The organism is Aerococcus sp. Group 1, assembly GCF_000193205.1.
Classification (GTDB): Bacteria; Bacillota; Bacilli; order Lactobacillales; family Aerococcaceae; genus Aerococcus; species Aerococcus urinae_A.
In genome coordinates, this window is record NC_015278.1 from 375,420 (window position 1) to 390,037 (window position 14,618).

At 47.0% G+C, this 14,618-nt stretch carries 13 protein-coding genes; all 13 read left to right on the forward strand.

Features of this window, described 5'->3' with window-relative positions; genetic code table 11:
• Positions 1–78: 78 nt before the first annotated feature.
• The 13 genes from HMPREF9243_RS01740 to rlmB all read left to right on the forward strand — a co-directional run bounded on the left by HMPREF9243_RS01740 (position 79) and on the right by rlmB (position 14,612).
• Positions 79–1,422: an alpha-amylase family glycosyl hydrolase gene (locus tag HMPREF9243_RS01740; RefSeq protein WP_013669529.1), complete on the forward strand. Its 1,344-nt coding sequence runs from the start codon at positions 79–81 to the stop codon at positions 1,420–1,422.
• Positions 1,423–1,444: 22 nt separating this feature from the next.
• Positions 1,445–2,251, forward strand: a complete 807-nt coding sequence (locus HMPREF9243_RS01745; RefSeq protein ID WP_013669275.1) for a Cof-type HAD-IIB family hydrolase — start codon at positions 1,445–1,447, stop codon at positions 2,249–2,251.
• Positions 2,252–2,302: 51 nt separating this feature from the next.
• The gene (locus tag HMPREF9243_RS01750) at positions 2,303–2,935 is read left to right on the forward strand and encodes a CoA pyrophosphatase (protein WP_013669723.1); all 633 of its coding nucleotides are present in this window, start codon (positions 2,303–2,305) and stop codon (positions 2,933–2,935) included.
• A gap of 30 nt (positions 2,936–2,965) precedes the next feature.
• Positions 2,966–3,508 (forward strand): ECF transporter S component, encoded by a 543-nt coding sequence (locus tag HMPREF9243_RS01755; protein ID WP_041705848.1) that lies wholly within the window; start codon positions 2,966–2,968, stop codon positions 3,506–3,508.
• A gap of 89 nt (positions 3,509–3,597) precedes the next feature.
• Positions 3,598–4,344 carry a pseudouridine synthase gene (locus HMPREF9243_RS01760; protein WP_013668782.1) on the forward strand — a complete coding sequence of 249 codons (747 nt, stop codon included), beginning with the start codon at positions 3,598–3,600 and terminating at the stop codon, positions 4,342–4,344.
• A 51-nt stretch (positions 4,345–4,395) separates the two neighbouring features.
• Positions 4,396–5,718, forward strand: a complete 1,323-nt coding sequence (locus HMPREF9243_RS01765; RefSeq protein WP_013669175.1) for a uracil-xanthine permease family protein — start codon at positions 4,396–4,398, stop codon at positions 5,716–5,718.
• Between the two features lie 209 nt (positions 5,719–5,927).
• On the forward strand, positions 5,928–7,211 hold the full coding sequence (locus HMPREF9243_RS01770) for a cell division site-positioning protein MapZ family protein (RefSeq protein WP_013669861.1): 1,284 nt from the start codon (positions 5,928–5,930) through the stop codon (positions 7,209–7,211).
• Between the two features lie 132 nt (positions 7,212–7,343).
• Positions 7,344–8,741 (forward strand): sugar transferase, encoded by a 1,398-nt coding sequence (locus HMPREF9243_RS01775; protein WP_013668530.1) that lies wholly within the window; start codon positions 7,344–7,346, stop codon positions 8,739–8,741.
• Positions 8,742–9,135: 394 nt separating this feature from the next.
• On the forward strand, positions 9,136–10,620 hold the full coding sequence (locus tag HMPREF9243_RS01780; protein ID WP_013670136.1) for a nicotinate phosphoribosyltransferase: 1,485 nt from the start codon (positions 9,136–9,138) through the stop codon (positions 10,618–10,620).
• 45 nt (positions 10,621–10,665) lie between these two features.
• Positions 10,666–11,496: an ammonia-dependent NAD(+) synthetase gene (nadE, locus tag HMPREF9243_RS01785; protein WP_013668471.1), complete on the forward strand. Its 831-nt coding sequence runs from the start codon at positions 10,666–10,668 to the stop codon at positions 11,494–11,496.
• Positions 11,497–12,041: 545 nt separating this feature from the next.
• Positions 12,042–13,457, forward strand: a complete 1,416-nt coding sequence (gene cysS, locus HMPREF9243_RS01790; RefSeq protein WP_013669508.1) for a cysteine--tRNA ligase — start codon at positions 12,042–12,044, stop codon at positions 13,455–13,457.
• Entirely contained in the window at positions 13,457–13,861 is a 405-nt protein-coding gene (locus tag HMPREF9243_RS01795) for a Mini-ribonuclease 3 (RefSeq protein ID WP_013669604.1), read from the forward strand. Before cysS ends, HMPREF9243_RS01795 begins: the two co-directional genes overlap by 1 nt.
• Entirely contained in the window at positions 13,851–14,612 is a 762-nt protein-coding gene (rlmB, locus tag HMPREF9243_RS01800) for a 23S rRNA (guanosine(2251)-2'-O)-methyltransferase RlmB (protein WP_013669353.1), read from the forward strand. Before HMPREF9243_RS01795 ends, rlmB begins: the two co-directional genes overlap by 11 nt.
• The last annotated feature ends 6 nt before the right edge of the window (positions 14,613–14,618 follow it).

A 14,618-nucleotide genomic window follows, 5' to 3' on the forward strand; every position in this document is an offset into this window, starting at 1 on the left:
TTAGGCCCTGATGTGATATGATAAAAGCGACTTAGGAGAGGTGTAGGCACTTTCAAAAAAGGAGCGTGACATGAACCGATGGCTAAGGTAACCAATTTGACCTTAAGGCATAAGTTAGCTTATAAAATTTTTATCCGAAATTATACTGAAGCAGGGACTTTTCAAGCAGTCATCCCTGACTTAGCCCGCCTCAAGGACTTGGGCGTGGATATTTTAATTTTGGCGTCAATTTTTCCCGTGACCGACCAACATCCAGAAGGTGAGGTTGGCAATCCGAACTTTGTCAAGAATTTTATGGATGTGGACCCGGCCTATGGGACCATGGAGGATTTCAAGGACTTGGTTCATGCCGTCCACCAGGCGGGAATCCAGCTGGTGATTGAGTTCCCCATGACCCAATTGGCCAAAGATTCAGAGGTCATTCAAGACCGACCAACCTACTTCTTACGCAATAAGGAAGGCCAGGTCTATACCCGCTTTCCAGGTTATGAAAAGGGGGTTGACCTCGACTTTTCTAACCCTAAACTTTGGGATGAATTGATTGCTACCTTGAAGGAGTGGGCCCTCTATGTGGATGGTTTTTCCATTCGCGATGCCCAATTGATCCGCACCGAGTTTTGGAATAGTGCCCGGGCTGAAGTGGAGGACGTCCATCCTTATTTCTACTGGATGGGCAACCTCCTGACCGACAATACCATGTTTCGTTTGCGGATGAATAATGTCCACTATTCGACTGAAGGGGAGCTTTATAGTAACTTTGATGTCCTGGACGAGGGCAATTTAGCGGAATTTTACCTGCGTTTCTACCACGGAATCTTAGATTTGGATAATCTGATCTATGTTCTGAATTTAAGCGAGATTCAGCTGCCCTTTACCGCCGTGAAAAACCGGGCCCTGGAGTTTGCTAACCACCCCCGGGTCGCTTCGCAAGTCAAGACCAAGGCTGATTTGCGGAATTGGACCGCCTTTTCTCTCTTTAAGAAGGGGATGGCCCACTTGATCATGGGACAAGAATACGGCCTAACTGATTCCATTCCCTGGGACAAGGCGGAAGGTATGGACTGGACTCCCAATGAAGATATGACTGAGATGATCCAACGCCTCTCTTTGATTAAGAAGCGCGAAGCCTGCAAGAGTGGCTATTTCTTCTACCGGGGCGTCAAGCCCAATATCATTATTTGTGGCTACCATTATTACAAGCAACACTTGTTTGGTATTTTCAAACTGAAGACTGATGACCAAGCGCCCTGTGAGGTGGAGCTCTCCCTGCCTTCAGGCGACTACACTAACTTGTTGAACGACGACACCTATATGGTGACTGATGGCCGCTTGTGCTTGGGCCAAGACCCTGTCATTATTTCCTATGAAGGCGATATGGAGGTTCAGGTCAATAGCCAAGCCAATGACTTCTTAATCCATTAGAAAATGAAAGGAATTTAAAGCAATGTATCGATTAGCTGCTTTTGACGTTGATGGCACCCTGTTAAAGAGTGACTCCAGCTTGAGTGAGGCCACCCACCAGGCCCTAAAGACCATGAAGGAGTCTGGCATTGAAATCGTAATTTCTTCCGGCCGGCCCCTGCCTGGGGTGGAGATGATCCAAGACCTGGTCGGTAAGGACTTGGTTCGCTATTTATCGAGCTTCAATGGCGGTAGGATTGTGGACACTTGGTCAGATAACCAGGTGATCTTTGAAGCGATTCTTCCCCCTGCTGAAGTTGGGGAAATTTGTGACTTTCTAGCCGACTATGATGTGGATATCAATACCTACGACGACCACAATGTCCTCGGCCTCAAGGAACCCAACCATCAATACATGGCTCATGAAGCCCAGTTAACCGGGATGCCCATTAAGATTGAAAACTTCGTTGAAAACGAAACTAAGGTCAATAAACTGATGGTGACCGGAGATCCGGCCTACTTAGAAACGGTTCGCCAAGATCTGCCAGAAGATTGGTTTGACCGCTGGAATATTGTGAAGTCTGCGCCTTATTTCTTAGAATTTAACCCGGTTGATGCCAATAAGGGGGCCGGGCTAGCTCATTTGAGCCAAGAAATTGGGGTGGATCAAGAGCAAACCATGGCCTTTGGGGACCAGGAAAATGACCTGACCATGATTGAATGGGCGGGCTTGGGTGTTGCCATGGGCAATGCGGTGGCCAGCGTTAAGGCGGTGGCTGACTTTGTCACCCACACTAATGATGACGAAGGGATCAGCCATGTTGTCGACCAGTTTATTACCAAAAACTAGCTAGCGAATGGATTCAGTGAGCGGTAAAATAGGCGCCGAGGAGGAAGAACCATGTTAAAAGACTACCAAGCCTTTTTCAGGGACTATGAGGGCCAGCCTCTGGGGGTAGAGCGCTTTTATGCGGTCTTAATTCCCATTGTTTCCCTTAAAGGCCAAGGACCGGCCTTGCTCTATGAACATCGGGCTCCGGGCATCTCCCAAGCGGGCGATGCCGCTTTTCCGGGTGGCCGGGTGGAAGCAGGCGAAAGCTTTGCCCAGGCGGCGGTTCGGGAAACTCAGGAGGAGCTGGGACTGGGGCGGGATAAGATCCAAGTCCTGGGCGAGATGGACTATATTGTCCAGACTAAGCGGGTGATTGCGGCCTATGTGGCTTATTTAACCATCGATCACTTGGATGACTTAGCCCTTAACCACGATGAGGTCAAGCATGTCTTTACCGTGCCTTTAGCTGATCTGGACTTGGACCAGCCGGAAATTTACCGGATGGAATCTAAACTTGACCGTGGCCATCACTTCCCTTATGATCGTATTCCAGGAGGGAAAAGCTACCGCTTCAAGAACTATGTGGAAGAAATCCCTTTTTATAATATTGATCAAGAAAATCTTTGGGGGTTAACGGCCCAACTGACCCAGCGCTTCGTTCAGTTGACCGCTCACTTACGGAAAGGAGCTAGCGATGGCTAGAAGAAAAATACCGCCCTACAAAATAAAACCATCAGTAGTTTATTTATTGCGATTTTAATCATGCAGACCTTTGTCCCCTGGATCGGCTACATTCCCTTGGGTCCAGCCAATGTGACCATCATCCATATCACTGTTATTGCTGGAGGCATGGTCTTGGGACCAGCTTCAGGCGCCATGTTGGGCTTAGTGTGGGGCATTTTGTCCCTCTTCCATAACATGATCCAACCCACCATCCTGTCACCGATCTTTTTAAATCCCTTGGTGTCGGTGCTGCCCCGGGTCAGTGTCGGTTTTTTGTCGGGCTGGGCAGCCAAGTTCTTAGGCAAATGGCTGCGTCCTGAAATCAGCCGGGTGATTGTGGGAGCTTTGGGGACCATTACCAATACTTCCCTGGTTATTATCATGACCGCTCTCTTTAGTGCCGAAGGCTATGCTAAAGCCTTGATTATTCCCGAAACAGCCGTTTTAGGGACCTTTGTGGGGGCCTTAGGACTCAACTTTATTTTTGAAATCATCGCGGCAGCTGTTTTGGTGCCTATCATCGGCAGTGTCTTTGACCGAGTGAGAAAATAGGTCTTTTTTATTTTGTATCAATTTAAGCTAACGTCCCGCTTCTTACTTTTTGCGCTGAGTAGGAAGGGACGTTTTTTAAAGGAGTTTTTATGCGTTTACTGGATCTTATTCAAGCAGAATGTCACTTATCAGCCACTAAGGCCAAACGCCTCATCCATGCCGGGGAGGTCTTCTATAAGGGCCATCCCCTAGTCGATATTAACCAGGCCCTTGATCCCGACTTGATGGCGATTGATTACCAGGGCAAGCGGATTGGCTTGGGCTTAGGCCACCACTATCTGGTCTATAACAAGGCGGCAGGGCAAGTTTCCGCCAAAAAAGACGCCCATTGGCCCACGCCATACGACCACTTACCTGAATGCTACCAGGGAACGTCAATTGTAGGCCGCTTGGACCGGGATGTGGAAGGTTTGCTCTTGTTAACCGATAATGGCCAGCTCCATTACTTTCTCGAGCATGCCCGCTTCCACATACCTAAGACCTATCAAGTGACCGTCAATGGCGACTTGGGAGCTGACCTGGTGGAAAAATTTCAGGCCGGGGTAACTTTTGCGGATGGGACGACTTGCCGTCCTGCCCAACTCGAAATTATTGGTCCTCGCCAGGCTTACTTGACCATTGACCAGGGCATGCGCCACCAGGTCAAGAAGATGTTTCTCGCCAATGGACTCAAGGTCAGCTACTTAAAACGTCTGTCTTTAGGCCCACTCCGGCTGGACCCTGACCTGAAAAGGGGCCACTTCCGCCCCTTAACTGGAGAAGAAAGCGAACGAATTGTTAAAATTATGGAAAATAATTCGCGAAATCACTTGATAACTGACAAGAATTCCGTATAATAGGAATGTATGATTTAATAATGTTCGTATTTAAGAAAGGAAACGCTAGCAATGTCAAGCACGCCTCGTAACTCGCACTTAGAAGCCGGTATTGATGACAAGATTCCTGCCTCTGAAGCGCTAACCCTGGGTTTACAGCATGGCCTGTCCATGAATGTTTATATTGGCCCCATGATTATCGCTGGGATTGTCGGCCTGAGCACCGGTCAAATGTCAGCCGTGATTCAATCGACCTTTATCGCCTGTGGCTTGGCCATGATTATCCAAACTAAGCTCATGCACCTGCCTGTAGCGCAAGGGGCTTCCTTTATCCCCATTGCGGCTATTAGTGGGATTGCCTTGGCCAATGGCGGTGGTATTGACGGTTGGGGTGTCGCCATGTCGGCAGCCTTAGTGGGAGCCTTGGGATTACTCTTACTGGGTTTTTCCGGTTTGATGGATAAATTTGTTAATTACTTTATCCCGCAAATTGTGGGCGCCGTTCTCTTACTCTGTATTGGGCTGTCTTTGATGCCAGCAGCGGTGAATAACATCTACACCGCGCCCCAAGCCAGTGTCGGTCAAAATTTAATCCTGGGTTTGGTAGCCATCACTAGTATGGTACCCGCCACGCTCTTAGGAAATCGCCTGACCGGTTTTGCAGGTAAGATTTGCCGGATTGGCTCGATTTTGATTACCTTCTTAATTGGCTGTGTCCTGGCCCAGTTTATGGGAGTCTTAGATCTGAGTCCGGTGGCGGACGCGCCATGGTTTAGTTTACCCATGGTTATGTTTAAAGATTTTTCCTTCCAATTTGACCTCCCATCGGTTCTGACCATGCTGGTGATCTATTTACTGCTCTTGTCCGAGTCGACTGGAGCCTGGATTGCCCTAGCTAATGCTTCAGAAAGCCCATTAAGCAAGGAACGGATTAATAAAGGGGTGGTGGGGGAAGCCTTGGGTTGTCTCTTGACCAGTTTCTTGGGGACCAGCCCGGTAACAGGATTTTCATCCAATGCAGGGATTATTTCACTCACCCGGGTCGCCAGTCTCCCTGTTTTCTACTATGCCGGCGGACTCTTTATCCTCTTTGGCCTGTCTGGAAAATTATCAGCCTTGATTTCAGTCATTCCTGGTGCCGTTATTGGTGGGGTCTTCCTGGTCATCTGTGGAACGATTTTCCTAGCCGGTCTGCAAAGCTTACAAAACGTGGAAATCAAGGAAAAGGAAACCTTCCTGATTGCCTTATCGGTAGGGACAGTGGTCTTGATCCAATACATGCCTAGTGACTTTCTCTTGAGCCTACCTCCTGTCCTCCAATATTTCTTCGGTTCACCAATTTCAGTGGCCTCCATTGTAGCTATGGCCTTAAATAAGGTCTTACCGGAAGGCTAATAACTATTCAAGCTGTTGAAGCATTCTCTTTGGAGGATGCTTTTTTATTTTTCTTATAGCCATTTTTGTAAAAAATTCTTAAAATGGCTGTATTTGCGGTAAATAAATAGTAGAATAAAGACTAAGTGTCTAATGAATGCTAAAATTTAGTAAGTACAGTTGAGACTTTGATCTCAATCAATGAATAAGTAATGAGGAGCGGAGAAAATATGAAGAAACGGCTGAATTGGAAAGCAGTCATTGTTGCCTTACTTTCCGTGGTGGTCGTCTTGGGTGGCGGTGTTTACGCGGTCATGCAGAACCAAGACATCAAGCAGGAAAAAAGTGATGGGAGCGTGGAGGCCGCTGAAAAGGCAGTTAGCGCCCTGTACTATGATGACCATAAAACTTTCCTAAAAGAAAATATCGCTAAAACCGAAATTGAAGCAGTGAGAAGGCAAGTGGAAGGGTTAAACCGTTATTCCGGTGCGCGCAAGGACCTGAATAAGCAGGTGGACCAAGTGGAAGAACGCTTTAAGGCCCAAGAAGGGGTTAACCATCTCTTTGAGAAAATTAAGGATAAACCGGCCTTGAATGGGGCAACGGTACAGAAATATGTCTTGCTCAATAAAGGCCTTAAAGAGGATGATCTCAACCAATTTAAGGAAGACCAAGTCAAACACTGGCCCAGCCAGGCTGACGAATTCTATCAAACCCTCAGTGGCTTAGTTGACCAAGCGGATAAGCAAAGCCAACGTTTTAAGGCCTTTGATGAAGAAATTCAAAAGCTCAAAGACAATCCTGGTTTGACCTATGACCAATTAGACCAAGCCATGGAGGACATGGAGAAAAAAATTGAAAAAGAAGAAAATCCTTATTTGAAAGCGGAATTATTAGATCGCTTAGGCAAGGCTCATCAAGAAGTGATCGATGTTATCCGCAATCGCAAGCTACAAGCGGCTAATGATGCCAAGGCAAGCTCAGAAGAAAAAGAAAAAATTGAGGCGGAAGCTAAGCGTGAAGAAAGTCGGGTAGAAGAGGAAAATAAAAACCTACAAGCAGAAAGTCAACGCTTGCGCCAAGCAGCTGACCAAGCTAATGCTCAGCATGAACAACAAAGCCGGCAAAACCGTCCGGCTAGACAGGTGCAACAAGCAAGAGAAGAGCAGCCTGCAAATAATCAATCACAATCTCAATCTCAAACTCAAGCTTCCACTTCTCAAGGCCAATCCTCTAGTCAACCAGCTTCCAGTAGTCAGACCGGCCAATCCTCTCCGGCTGATAAACCTCAAGAAGCTAGTCAAAATAGTCAAACCGGTTCAGAAAATAGTCAAACAAACACGCCATCAACCAGCCAACCCGCTCCACAACCAGAAGGGCAACCCAACCAACCGAGTGTGGACCCAAGCCCGCAACCCTCTGGGGGCGAGCAAGGATCTCATCCAGGCGAAAGTGGCGTGGTTGAAAGCACAGCACCCACAACTACGGAGAGTGGTGCGGCGAATGGCCAGTAAGATTTAAATGAATCTTAACAGGGCAGCTATTCTCATTGCCTGCTTTTGTGCTAAAATAGGCCTAATGAACTAGGAAAGAGCGGTTCAGCCGCTCTTTTTTGATGGAAGAATCTACAGAGGAGGCTTTAAGCCATGCAAAAAAATGGAGAATGGACCAATTGGTACCGCATTGTCATTTGGGCAACTGAGGCGCTGATTTTATTTCTTTCCTATCTGATTTCCTTTTTAATCCGCTATCAAAGTCGCTATATTCCTTTAGAAAATGGGGAGGCCTTCCAGAGTGTCTTTCCTTGGATCATGCTGATTTTCTTAGTGATCAACCTCTTGTCCGGGGTCTATGTCCTCTACAATAAGACCCGGGGGGACTTATTTTTCATTACTTTGATTGACCAGGGCTTGATTGCAGCCATGACCATGATCTTGAGTTTTATCGGCCGTTGGTTTGCCTTTCCCCGTCTAGTCATCTTGATTGACTTCTTTGTCAGTGTCACCCTCCTGTATTTCTTTAGGAGTTTGGTCTTTAGTATTTATCGCCGCTACGCTTCAACTAAGCGGGTTATGATTATTGGTTACGAAGATGAGGTTTTTTCCGCCATTTATAACTTTAAAAATAGTAAGAGCTCTCGCCACTTGGTGACCCATGTGGTCTTATCGGATTTTTATAATAATATCTGTAAACGCCTAGACGATATCGATATTGTTTATATGGCTTCGTCGATCCCAGAAAAAGAGAAATTAAAAATTTATGGGCTCCTCATGCAGAAAGAGAAGAAACTCTTCCTCAATTCCAAGTTTGAGAACTTGGTCATGGTCAACCCCAATATCATGAGCTTTGAAGATGAATCGATTATTGAGACTTCTGACTTTCGAATTCCTGCTGACCAGGCCTTGATCAAGCGGGGCTTAGATATTATTTGTTCCTTGATCCTGTTAATCATCGCTTCACCAATCATGCTCTTAACCGCCATTGCCATCAAGCTAACTTCTCGTGGCCCGGTTTTCTACCGTCAGGTGCGGATTACTGAGAATGGCAAGGAATTTGAAATCCTAAAGTTCCGCTCCATGGTGGTGGATTCTGAGGTCCAATCTGGCCCAGTCATTGCCCGTAAAAATGACTCGCGGATTACCCCAGTAGGTAAGTCTATCCGCGCGGTTCGGATTGACGAATTACCCCAATTAATCAATATTTTAAAAGGGGACATGTCCTTAGTCGGCCCCCGTCCAGAACGGCCTTTCTTTGTCGACCAATTCCAAAAACAAAACCCCCATTACTACTTGCGCCATAATGTCAAAGCCGGCCTAACCGGTTACGCCCAAGTCTATGGGAAGTATGCTTCTGACTTTAATAGTAAGTTGAACTTTGACCTCATTTACATCAAGACCTATTCCTTGATATTGGATATGAAGATCCTCTTACAAACCATCAAAGTCCTCTTCGAAAAAGTCTCTTCCAGTGGGATTGACGAAGACAACCTACCAACAGAAGACCGCGAAGACATCGAAAAAATGGGGATTGAATTAGTTGAATAAAAAAGAGTGTGACAAGCGCGCTAAAGAGCAAGATCATTGGAAGAAGTACGCAGAAAATCCTCAAAGAGGATTTGCAAGGACATCTGAAATGGACGCTTGCTCTGCGCTTGGAACAGGTTTGAAAAGGATGTGAGGAAGGATATCCCCTCACCCTTTCGAACTCGACTATAGAGCGTGACGAGCGCTCCGGGCTGGGAGAAATCCCAGTCTTTTTTGTTTTAGGCGGACGACTGGATCGCCTATTTGATAAAGTAGGAAGGTTAAGCGCTTACTGATCGTTAATTTATGTTACAATTGGGGTTAAATCTATGGCTTTGGCTGGTAAAATGGTATAATAGAAACACTCAAATAACGCTATGTTGAAGCAAATTTAAGAGAATGTGGAGTGAAAAAAATGACAATCTATCCAGATGATAGTCTGGCCTTACACACTGACCTTTATGAAATTAATATGATGAAGACCTACTGGGAAGCAGGGAATGCTGACCAACGTTGCGTCTTTGAAATGTATTTCCGTAATAACCCCTTTGAAAACGGTTATGCCATCTTTGCTGGTTTGGAGCACTTGACCCAATACCTGGATAACTTAAAGTTTAACGAAACAGATATTGCCTACCTGCGTGAAACCCAAAATTATCCGGAAGAATTCTTGGACTATTTAGCCAACTTCCAATTTAACGGAACCATCCGTTCCATGGTGGAAGGAGAGGTCTGCTTTGCCAATGAGCCCCTGCTTCAAGTGGAAGGCAGTTTGGCTGACTGCCAACTGATTGAAACCGCCCTCTTGAATATTATTAACTTCCAAACCTTGATTGCCACTAAGGCTTCTCGGATTCGGAACGTGTGTGGCAGTGACGCCTTGGCTGAATTCGGAGCACGCCGGGCCCATGAACTGGATGCCTCCATTTGGGGCGCGCGGGCTGCTTATATTGGTGGCTTTGACTCGACGTCCAATGTCCGGGCTGGGAAGATTCTTGGCGTTCCTGTTTCAGGGACTCATGCCCATGCCATGGTCCAAGCCTACCGGTCTGACTATGAAGCCTTTAAGCACTATGCGGAGTCCCACAAGAATTGCGTCTTCCTGGTTGATACCTACGATGTCTTGAATTCAGGAGTTCCTAATGCCATTCGAGTAGCCCGGGAAATGGGGGATAAAATCAACTTTGTTGGTGTCCGTATCGATAGTGGAGACATTACTTACCTCTCCAAACGCGTTCGTAAGATGCTGGATGAAGCTGGCTATCCGGATGCTATTATCGTGGCCTCCAATGACTTGGATGAAAAAACCATCCTTAACCTGAAAATGCAAGGGGCTAAGGTCGATTCTTGGGGTGTCGGGACTAAGTTGATCACGGCTTATGACCAAGCTTCCTTAGGTGGGGTTTATAAGTTATGTGCCATTGAAGACGAAAAGGGTGACTTGGTGCCAACCATGAAGCTTTCCTCTTCCCCTGAAAAAGTCACCACCCCAGGTAAGAAACAAATTTGGCGGATAACCAATAACTTGGATGGTAAATCTGAGGGTGACTATGTGACGGTTGAAGATGAAGAGCTTGATACCAGTCAACCCCTCTACATGTTCCATCCTACCTATACTTACATCAACAAGACAGTCGAAGACTTTTCTGCCCGTCCACTCCTGCAAACCATCTACCAAGATGGTAAACGGGTCTACGACCTACCGGCTTTAGAAGCAGTCAAGGCCTATGCTGAAGAAAGTTTAGCGGCACTTTGGGACGAATACAAACGGATCCTCAACCCCGAAGCTTACCCAGTTGACTTGTCACAGGAACTCTATGACTTGAAGATGGATAGTATCCACGCCATCCATGAACGGGTCAAGGCTGGGGCCAAAAAGAACCAAGTCAATGCAGATTAGTTCGACCAGCGCCGACTGAAGCAGGAAGATGAGGAGAATAAGACTATGCGACAACAACAAGCAGAGATTATCCAAGCCTTAAAAGTTGCCCCGAGTATCGACAGTGATGATGAAATCGAGCGAAGCCTGACCTTTATTACTGACTATCTCAAGCGCTATCCCTTTTTAAAAACCTTAGTGCTAGGGATCAGTGGGGGGCAGGACTCCACCTTGGCGGGGAAGTTGTGCCAAATGGCCATTAAACAAATCCGCCAAACGACCCAGGACCAAGCTTATCAGTTTATTGCGGTCACCCTGCCTTATGGCCAACAGTCCGATGCCCAAGATGTTAAAGATGCCCTGGCTTTTATTCAGCCTGACCAGGTCCTGGATGTCAATATTAAAGGGCCCGTTGACCAACAAGTGACCGCCTTAGCGGAAGCGGGGCTGGAGCTCTCCGATTTCAACAAGGGGAATATTAAGGCCCGTCAACGGATGGTGGTCCAATATGCCATCGCCGGCCAATGTAGTGGGGTCGTGGTAGGGACTGACCATGCTGCTGAAGCTGTGACCGGTTTTTATACCAAGTTTGGTGACGGAGCCTCTGACATTGTTCCTCTCTGGCGCTTAAACAAGCGTCAAGGCAAACAGTTACTCAAGGCCCTGAATTGTCCGCCCCACCTCTATGACAAGGTGCCCACCGCTGACTTAGAAGATGACCGGCCCCAATTGCCGGATGAGGAGGCTTTGGGGGTTTCCTACCAAGCCATTGATGATTATCTGGAAGGTCAAGACGTCAGTGACCAAGACGCTCAAACCATCGAAAACTGGTATCAAAAATCCCAACATAAACGCCACCTGCCGATTAACCTTTATGACACCTGGTGGCGGGAATAATTGGATAAAGAATGGAAGAGGCTGCTGACTAAGGTCAGGGCCTTTTTTCTTGGCCTGGCTTGATTTGTCTTTCGCTTTATTTTTTATTAATCGAACTTTCTTTTTTAAAAATGATAGTTAAGTGGATAATTTCCTTTATGTATAGCCAAGCCGAGAGGAACTTTAATTTCCTGTTAGCTGATTCTCATGAGATCGTTTTCATTTCTTGGATAAGATATGTCTTTTTAATCAGGACTGATCAAGAGAAACTCGGGACATCTTGTATTGCAAAGAAGTGAATTTTTATAGCTGAAAATGATAGCTAATTTTAGAGTGAAAAAGCCTGGAAACAAGGGCTTGGTTGACAGTTTCTGAGGGGATTGGCTTTAATGAAGGGGCAGTGAGAATTTTACGGATTCCCTGCTAAAAAAGATTCAGCTAGGGAGAGGAGGATGCCCTCGGTCACGGCGTATTAAGGAGAGATTGTTAAAAAGCGGCAATCAATGGTAAAATGGACCTAAGATTCTATTTGAACTATTGAATTTAATGCTGAAGGGATTTTAAAAATGTTAACAGTTTACAATACCTTAACCAAAGCGAAAGAAGAATTTCACCCCATTAACGCCGGTAAGGTGAATATGTATGTGTGTGGACCAACTGTCTACAACTATATTCACATCGGTAATGCCCGCAGTATCGTGGCCTTTGACGTGATCCGTCGCTACTTAGAATACCGCGGCTATGAAGTGAACTTTGTCTCTAACTTCACCGATGTTGACGATAAAATTATTAAACGCAGCCAAGAAGAAGGCATCACTAGCCGTCAAGTTGCCGATAAGTACATTGCGGCCTACTATGAAGACATTGACAAGCTCAATGTCAAACGGGCGACCCTCAATCCCCGGGTTCTGGAAAATATTGACGCTATTATTGAATTTGTCCAAGACCTGGTGGATAAGGACTATGCCTATGTAGTGGACGGAGATGTCTATTACCGGGCCCGGAGCTTTTCTTCTTACGGCAAATTGAGTGACCAATCCATTGATGACTTAAGAAGCGGTGCCAGCGAGCGTGTGAGTGCCGATGAACAAGGAAAGAAAGAGGATAGTGTGGACTTTGCCCTCTGGAAGGCGGCTAAGGCCGGCGAACCTTCCTGGGATTCCCCTTGGGGGGCAGGACGGCCCGGCTGGCATATCGAATGCTCAGTCATGTCTACCCGCTACCTGGCCGATACCTTGGATATTCACGGTGGCGGCGCAGACTTAGTCTTCCCTCACCATGAAAATGAACGGGCCCAATCGGAAGCCCGGACCGGCAAAACCTTTGTGAACTACTGGTTACATAACGGTTTTGTGACTATGGGTGACGACGGGGAAAAGATGAGTAAGTCCCTAGGTAACTTTGTCCTCGCTCATGACCTCTTGAAGGAAGTTGACCCGACCATCGTGCGTTTCTTCCTAGCCAGTGCTCACTACCGGGCTCCGCTCAAGTTCAGCCACAGCAACTTGGAAGAAGCCCAAAGAAACTTGGAACGCTTGCAAACGGCCCATGACAATATCAACTATCGTTTACAAGATGCTAAGGAAAGTCTAGCAGATGATGAGAAACAATTAGGTGAATTACAGGCCCTGGATGAACATTTTATCCAAGTCATGGATGATGATTTCAATGTTCCTAACGCCTTAACCGTGATTTATGAAGCCCTCAAACGGATTAATATCTATATGGAAGCTCCGCAAGTCTCCCAAGCAGTTCTTAAGGCCTATGACCAACAACTTAGCCAGTGGTTAGCTATTATCGGCATTGAATTCCAAGAGGCATCTATCCTGGATAGTGAAGTCCAAGCCCTCATTGAAGAAAGAGACCAAGCCCGCTTGGATAAGAACTATGACCGTAGTGACGCCATCCGCCAAGAGTTACTTGATCAAGGGATCATCTTAGATGACACCCCTCAAGGAACCCGTTGGAGAAGAAGTAAATAATGGATAAAAAAGCAGTCAAACAATTAAGCGGCCTGACCCTGGCTTACCTGGGGGACGCGGCCTGGGAAATCCAGGTGCGCACTCATTTAGTGGCTAGTGGACTTACCCGCCCCCATGATCTCCATGAGCGGGCCACCCACTTTGTCAGTGCCAAGGCCCAAGCCAAACTGGTCAAGCACTTGTTGGATAGTCAGCTTTTAACGGAAGCGGAAGTAGGAATTTTTAAACGGGGACGTAACAGTCAGAGCCACAGCTCGGCGAAAAACGCGGATATCCACTCTTACCGGCTAGCGACGGGTTTGGAAGCCTTGATGGGCTACTTATACCTGGTGGATAGCGACCGCTTCCAGACCTTGACCCAAGCTAGCTTTGCATACTTAGAGGAGGATAAGGATGAGTCCTAAATCAAAAAAAGGGGCAAGAGACTTAGTCCTGGGCTACCATGCAGTCCAAGCCGCCCTAGACAGCTCACAAAAAATCTACCAAGCCTACCTGCAAGAAGGCCAACATTCTAAACGCCATCAAGCAGTCGAAAAGGGTTTGCAGGACCGTCAGATTCCCATCAGTTACCGGTCTAAGCGCGACTTGGACCAGCTGACCCAGGGGGCTAACCACCAAGGTTTTGTTTTGGAAGTGGCAGCCTACCAGTATTATAGTGTCGATGATTTATTCCAACGAGCCAAAGAGCTGGGGGAAGATCCTTTCTTTATCCTCTTAGACGGGATTATGGACCCCCATAACCTGGGCAGTATCTTACGGACAGCAGATGCCTGTGGGGCACATGGCATTATTATTCCTAAGCACCGGGCAGCTGGCGTGACCCCGACCGTGGCTAAGATTTCGACTGGGGCCATTGAATACCTGCCCGTAGCCCGGGTGACCAATATGACCCAGACCATTGAAGCTTTAAAAGAAAAAGGGGTTTGGGTATTTGGTACTGACATGGAAGGCCAGGACTATTGGGATATGGATGCCAGCTTACCAATTGCTGTAGTCATTGGTAACGAGGAGAAGGGAATTTCTCCTCGGGTCAAGAAGGCCTTAGACGGGGTCTTAACCATTCCCATGCGGGGCCATGTCCAGAGCTTGAATGCCTCTGTGGCGGCTGCCTTAGTCATGTATGAAGTCTATGGGAAACGGCGGCTGACCCCTTAAGAAATG

Excerpts from the sequence above, each read along its gene's own strand:
- HMPREF9243_RS01765 (WP_013669175.1), top strand. The coding sequence starts at position 4,396 with ATGTCAAGCACGCCTCGTAACTCGCACTTAGAAGCCGGTATTGATGAC.
- rlmB (WP_013669353.1), top strand. The coding sequence starts at position 13,851 with ATGAGTCCTAAATCAAAAAAAGGGGCAAGAGACTTAGTCCTGGGCTAC.
- HMPREF9243_RS01795 (WP_013669604.1), top strand. The coding sequence starts at position 13,457 with ATGGATAAAAAAGCAGTCAAACAATTAAGCGGCCTGACCCTGGCTTAC.
- HMPREF9243_RS01760 (WP_013668782.1), top strand. The coding sequence starts at position 3,598 with ATGCGTTTACTGGATCTTATTCAAGCAGAATGTCACTTATCAGCCACT.
- HMPREF9243_RS01770 (WP_013669861.1), top strand. The coding sequence starts at position 5,928 with ATGAAGAAACGGCTGAATTGGAAAGCAGTCATTGTTGCCTTACTTTCC.
- HMPREF9243_RS01745 (WP_013669275.1), top strand. The coding sequence starts at position 1,445 with ATGTATCGATTAGCTGCTTTTGACGTTGATGGCACCCTGTTAAAGAGT.
- nadE (WP_013668471.1), top strand. The coding sequence starts at position 10,666 with ATGCGACAACAACAAGCAGAGATTATCCAAGCCTTAAAAGTTGCCCCG.
- HMPREF9243_RS01740 (WP_013669529.1), top strand. The coding sequence starts at position 79 with ATGGCTAAGGTAACCAATTTGACCTTAAGGCATAAGTTAGCTTATAAA.
- cysS (WP_013669508.1), top strand. The coding sequence starts at position 12,042 with ATGTTAACAGTTTACAATACCTTAACCAAAGCGAAAGAAGAATTTCAC.
- HMPREF9243_RS01775 (WP_013668530.1), top strand. The coding sequence starts at position 7,344 with ATGCAAAAAAATGGAGAATGGACCAATTGGTACCGCATTGTCATTTGG.
- HMPREF9243_RS01750 (WP_013669723.1), top strand. The coding sequence starts at position 2,303 with ATGTTAAAAGACTACCAAGCCTTTTTCAGGGACTATGAGGGCCAGCCT.
- HMPREF9243_RS01780 (WP_013670136.1), top strand. The coding sequence starts at position 9,136 with ATGACAATCTATCCAGATGATAGTCTGGCCTTACACACTGACCTTTAT.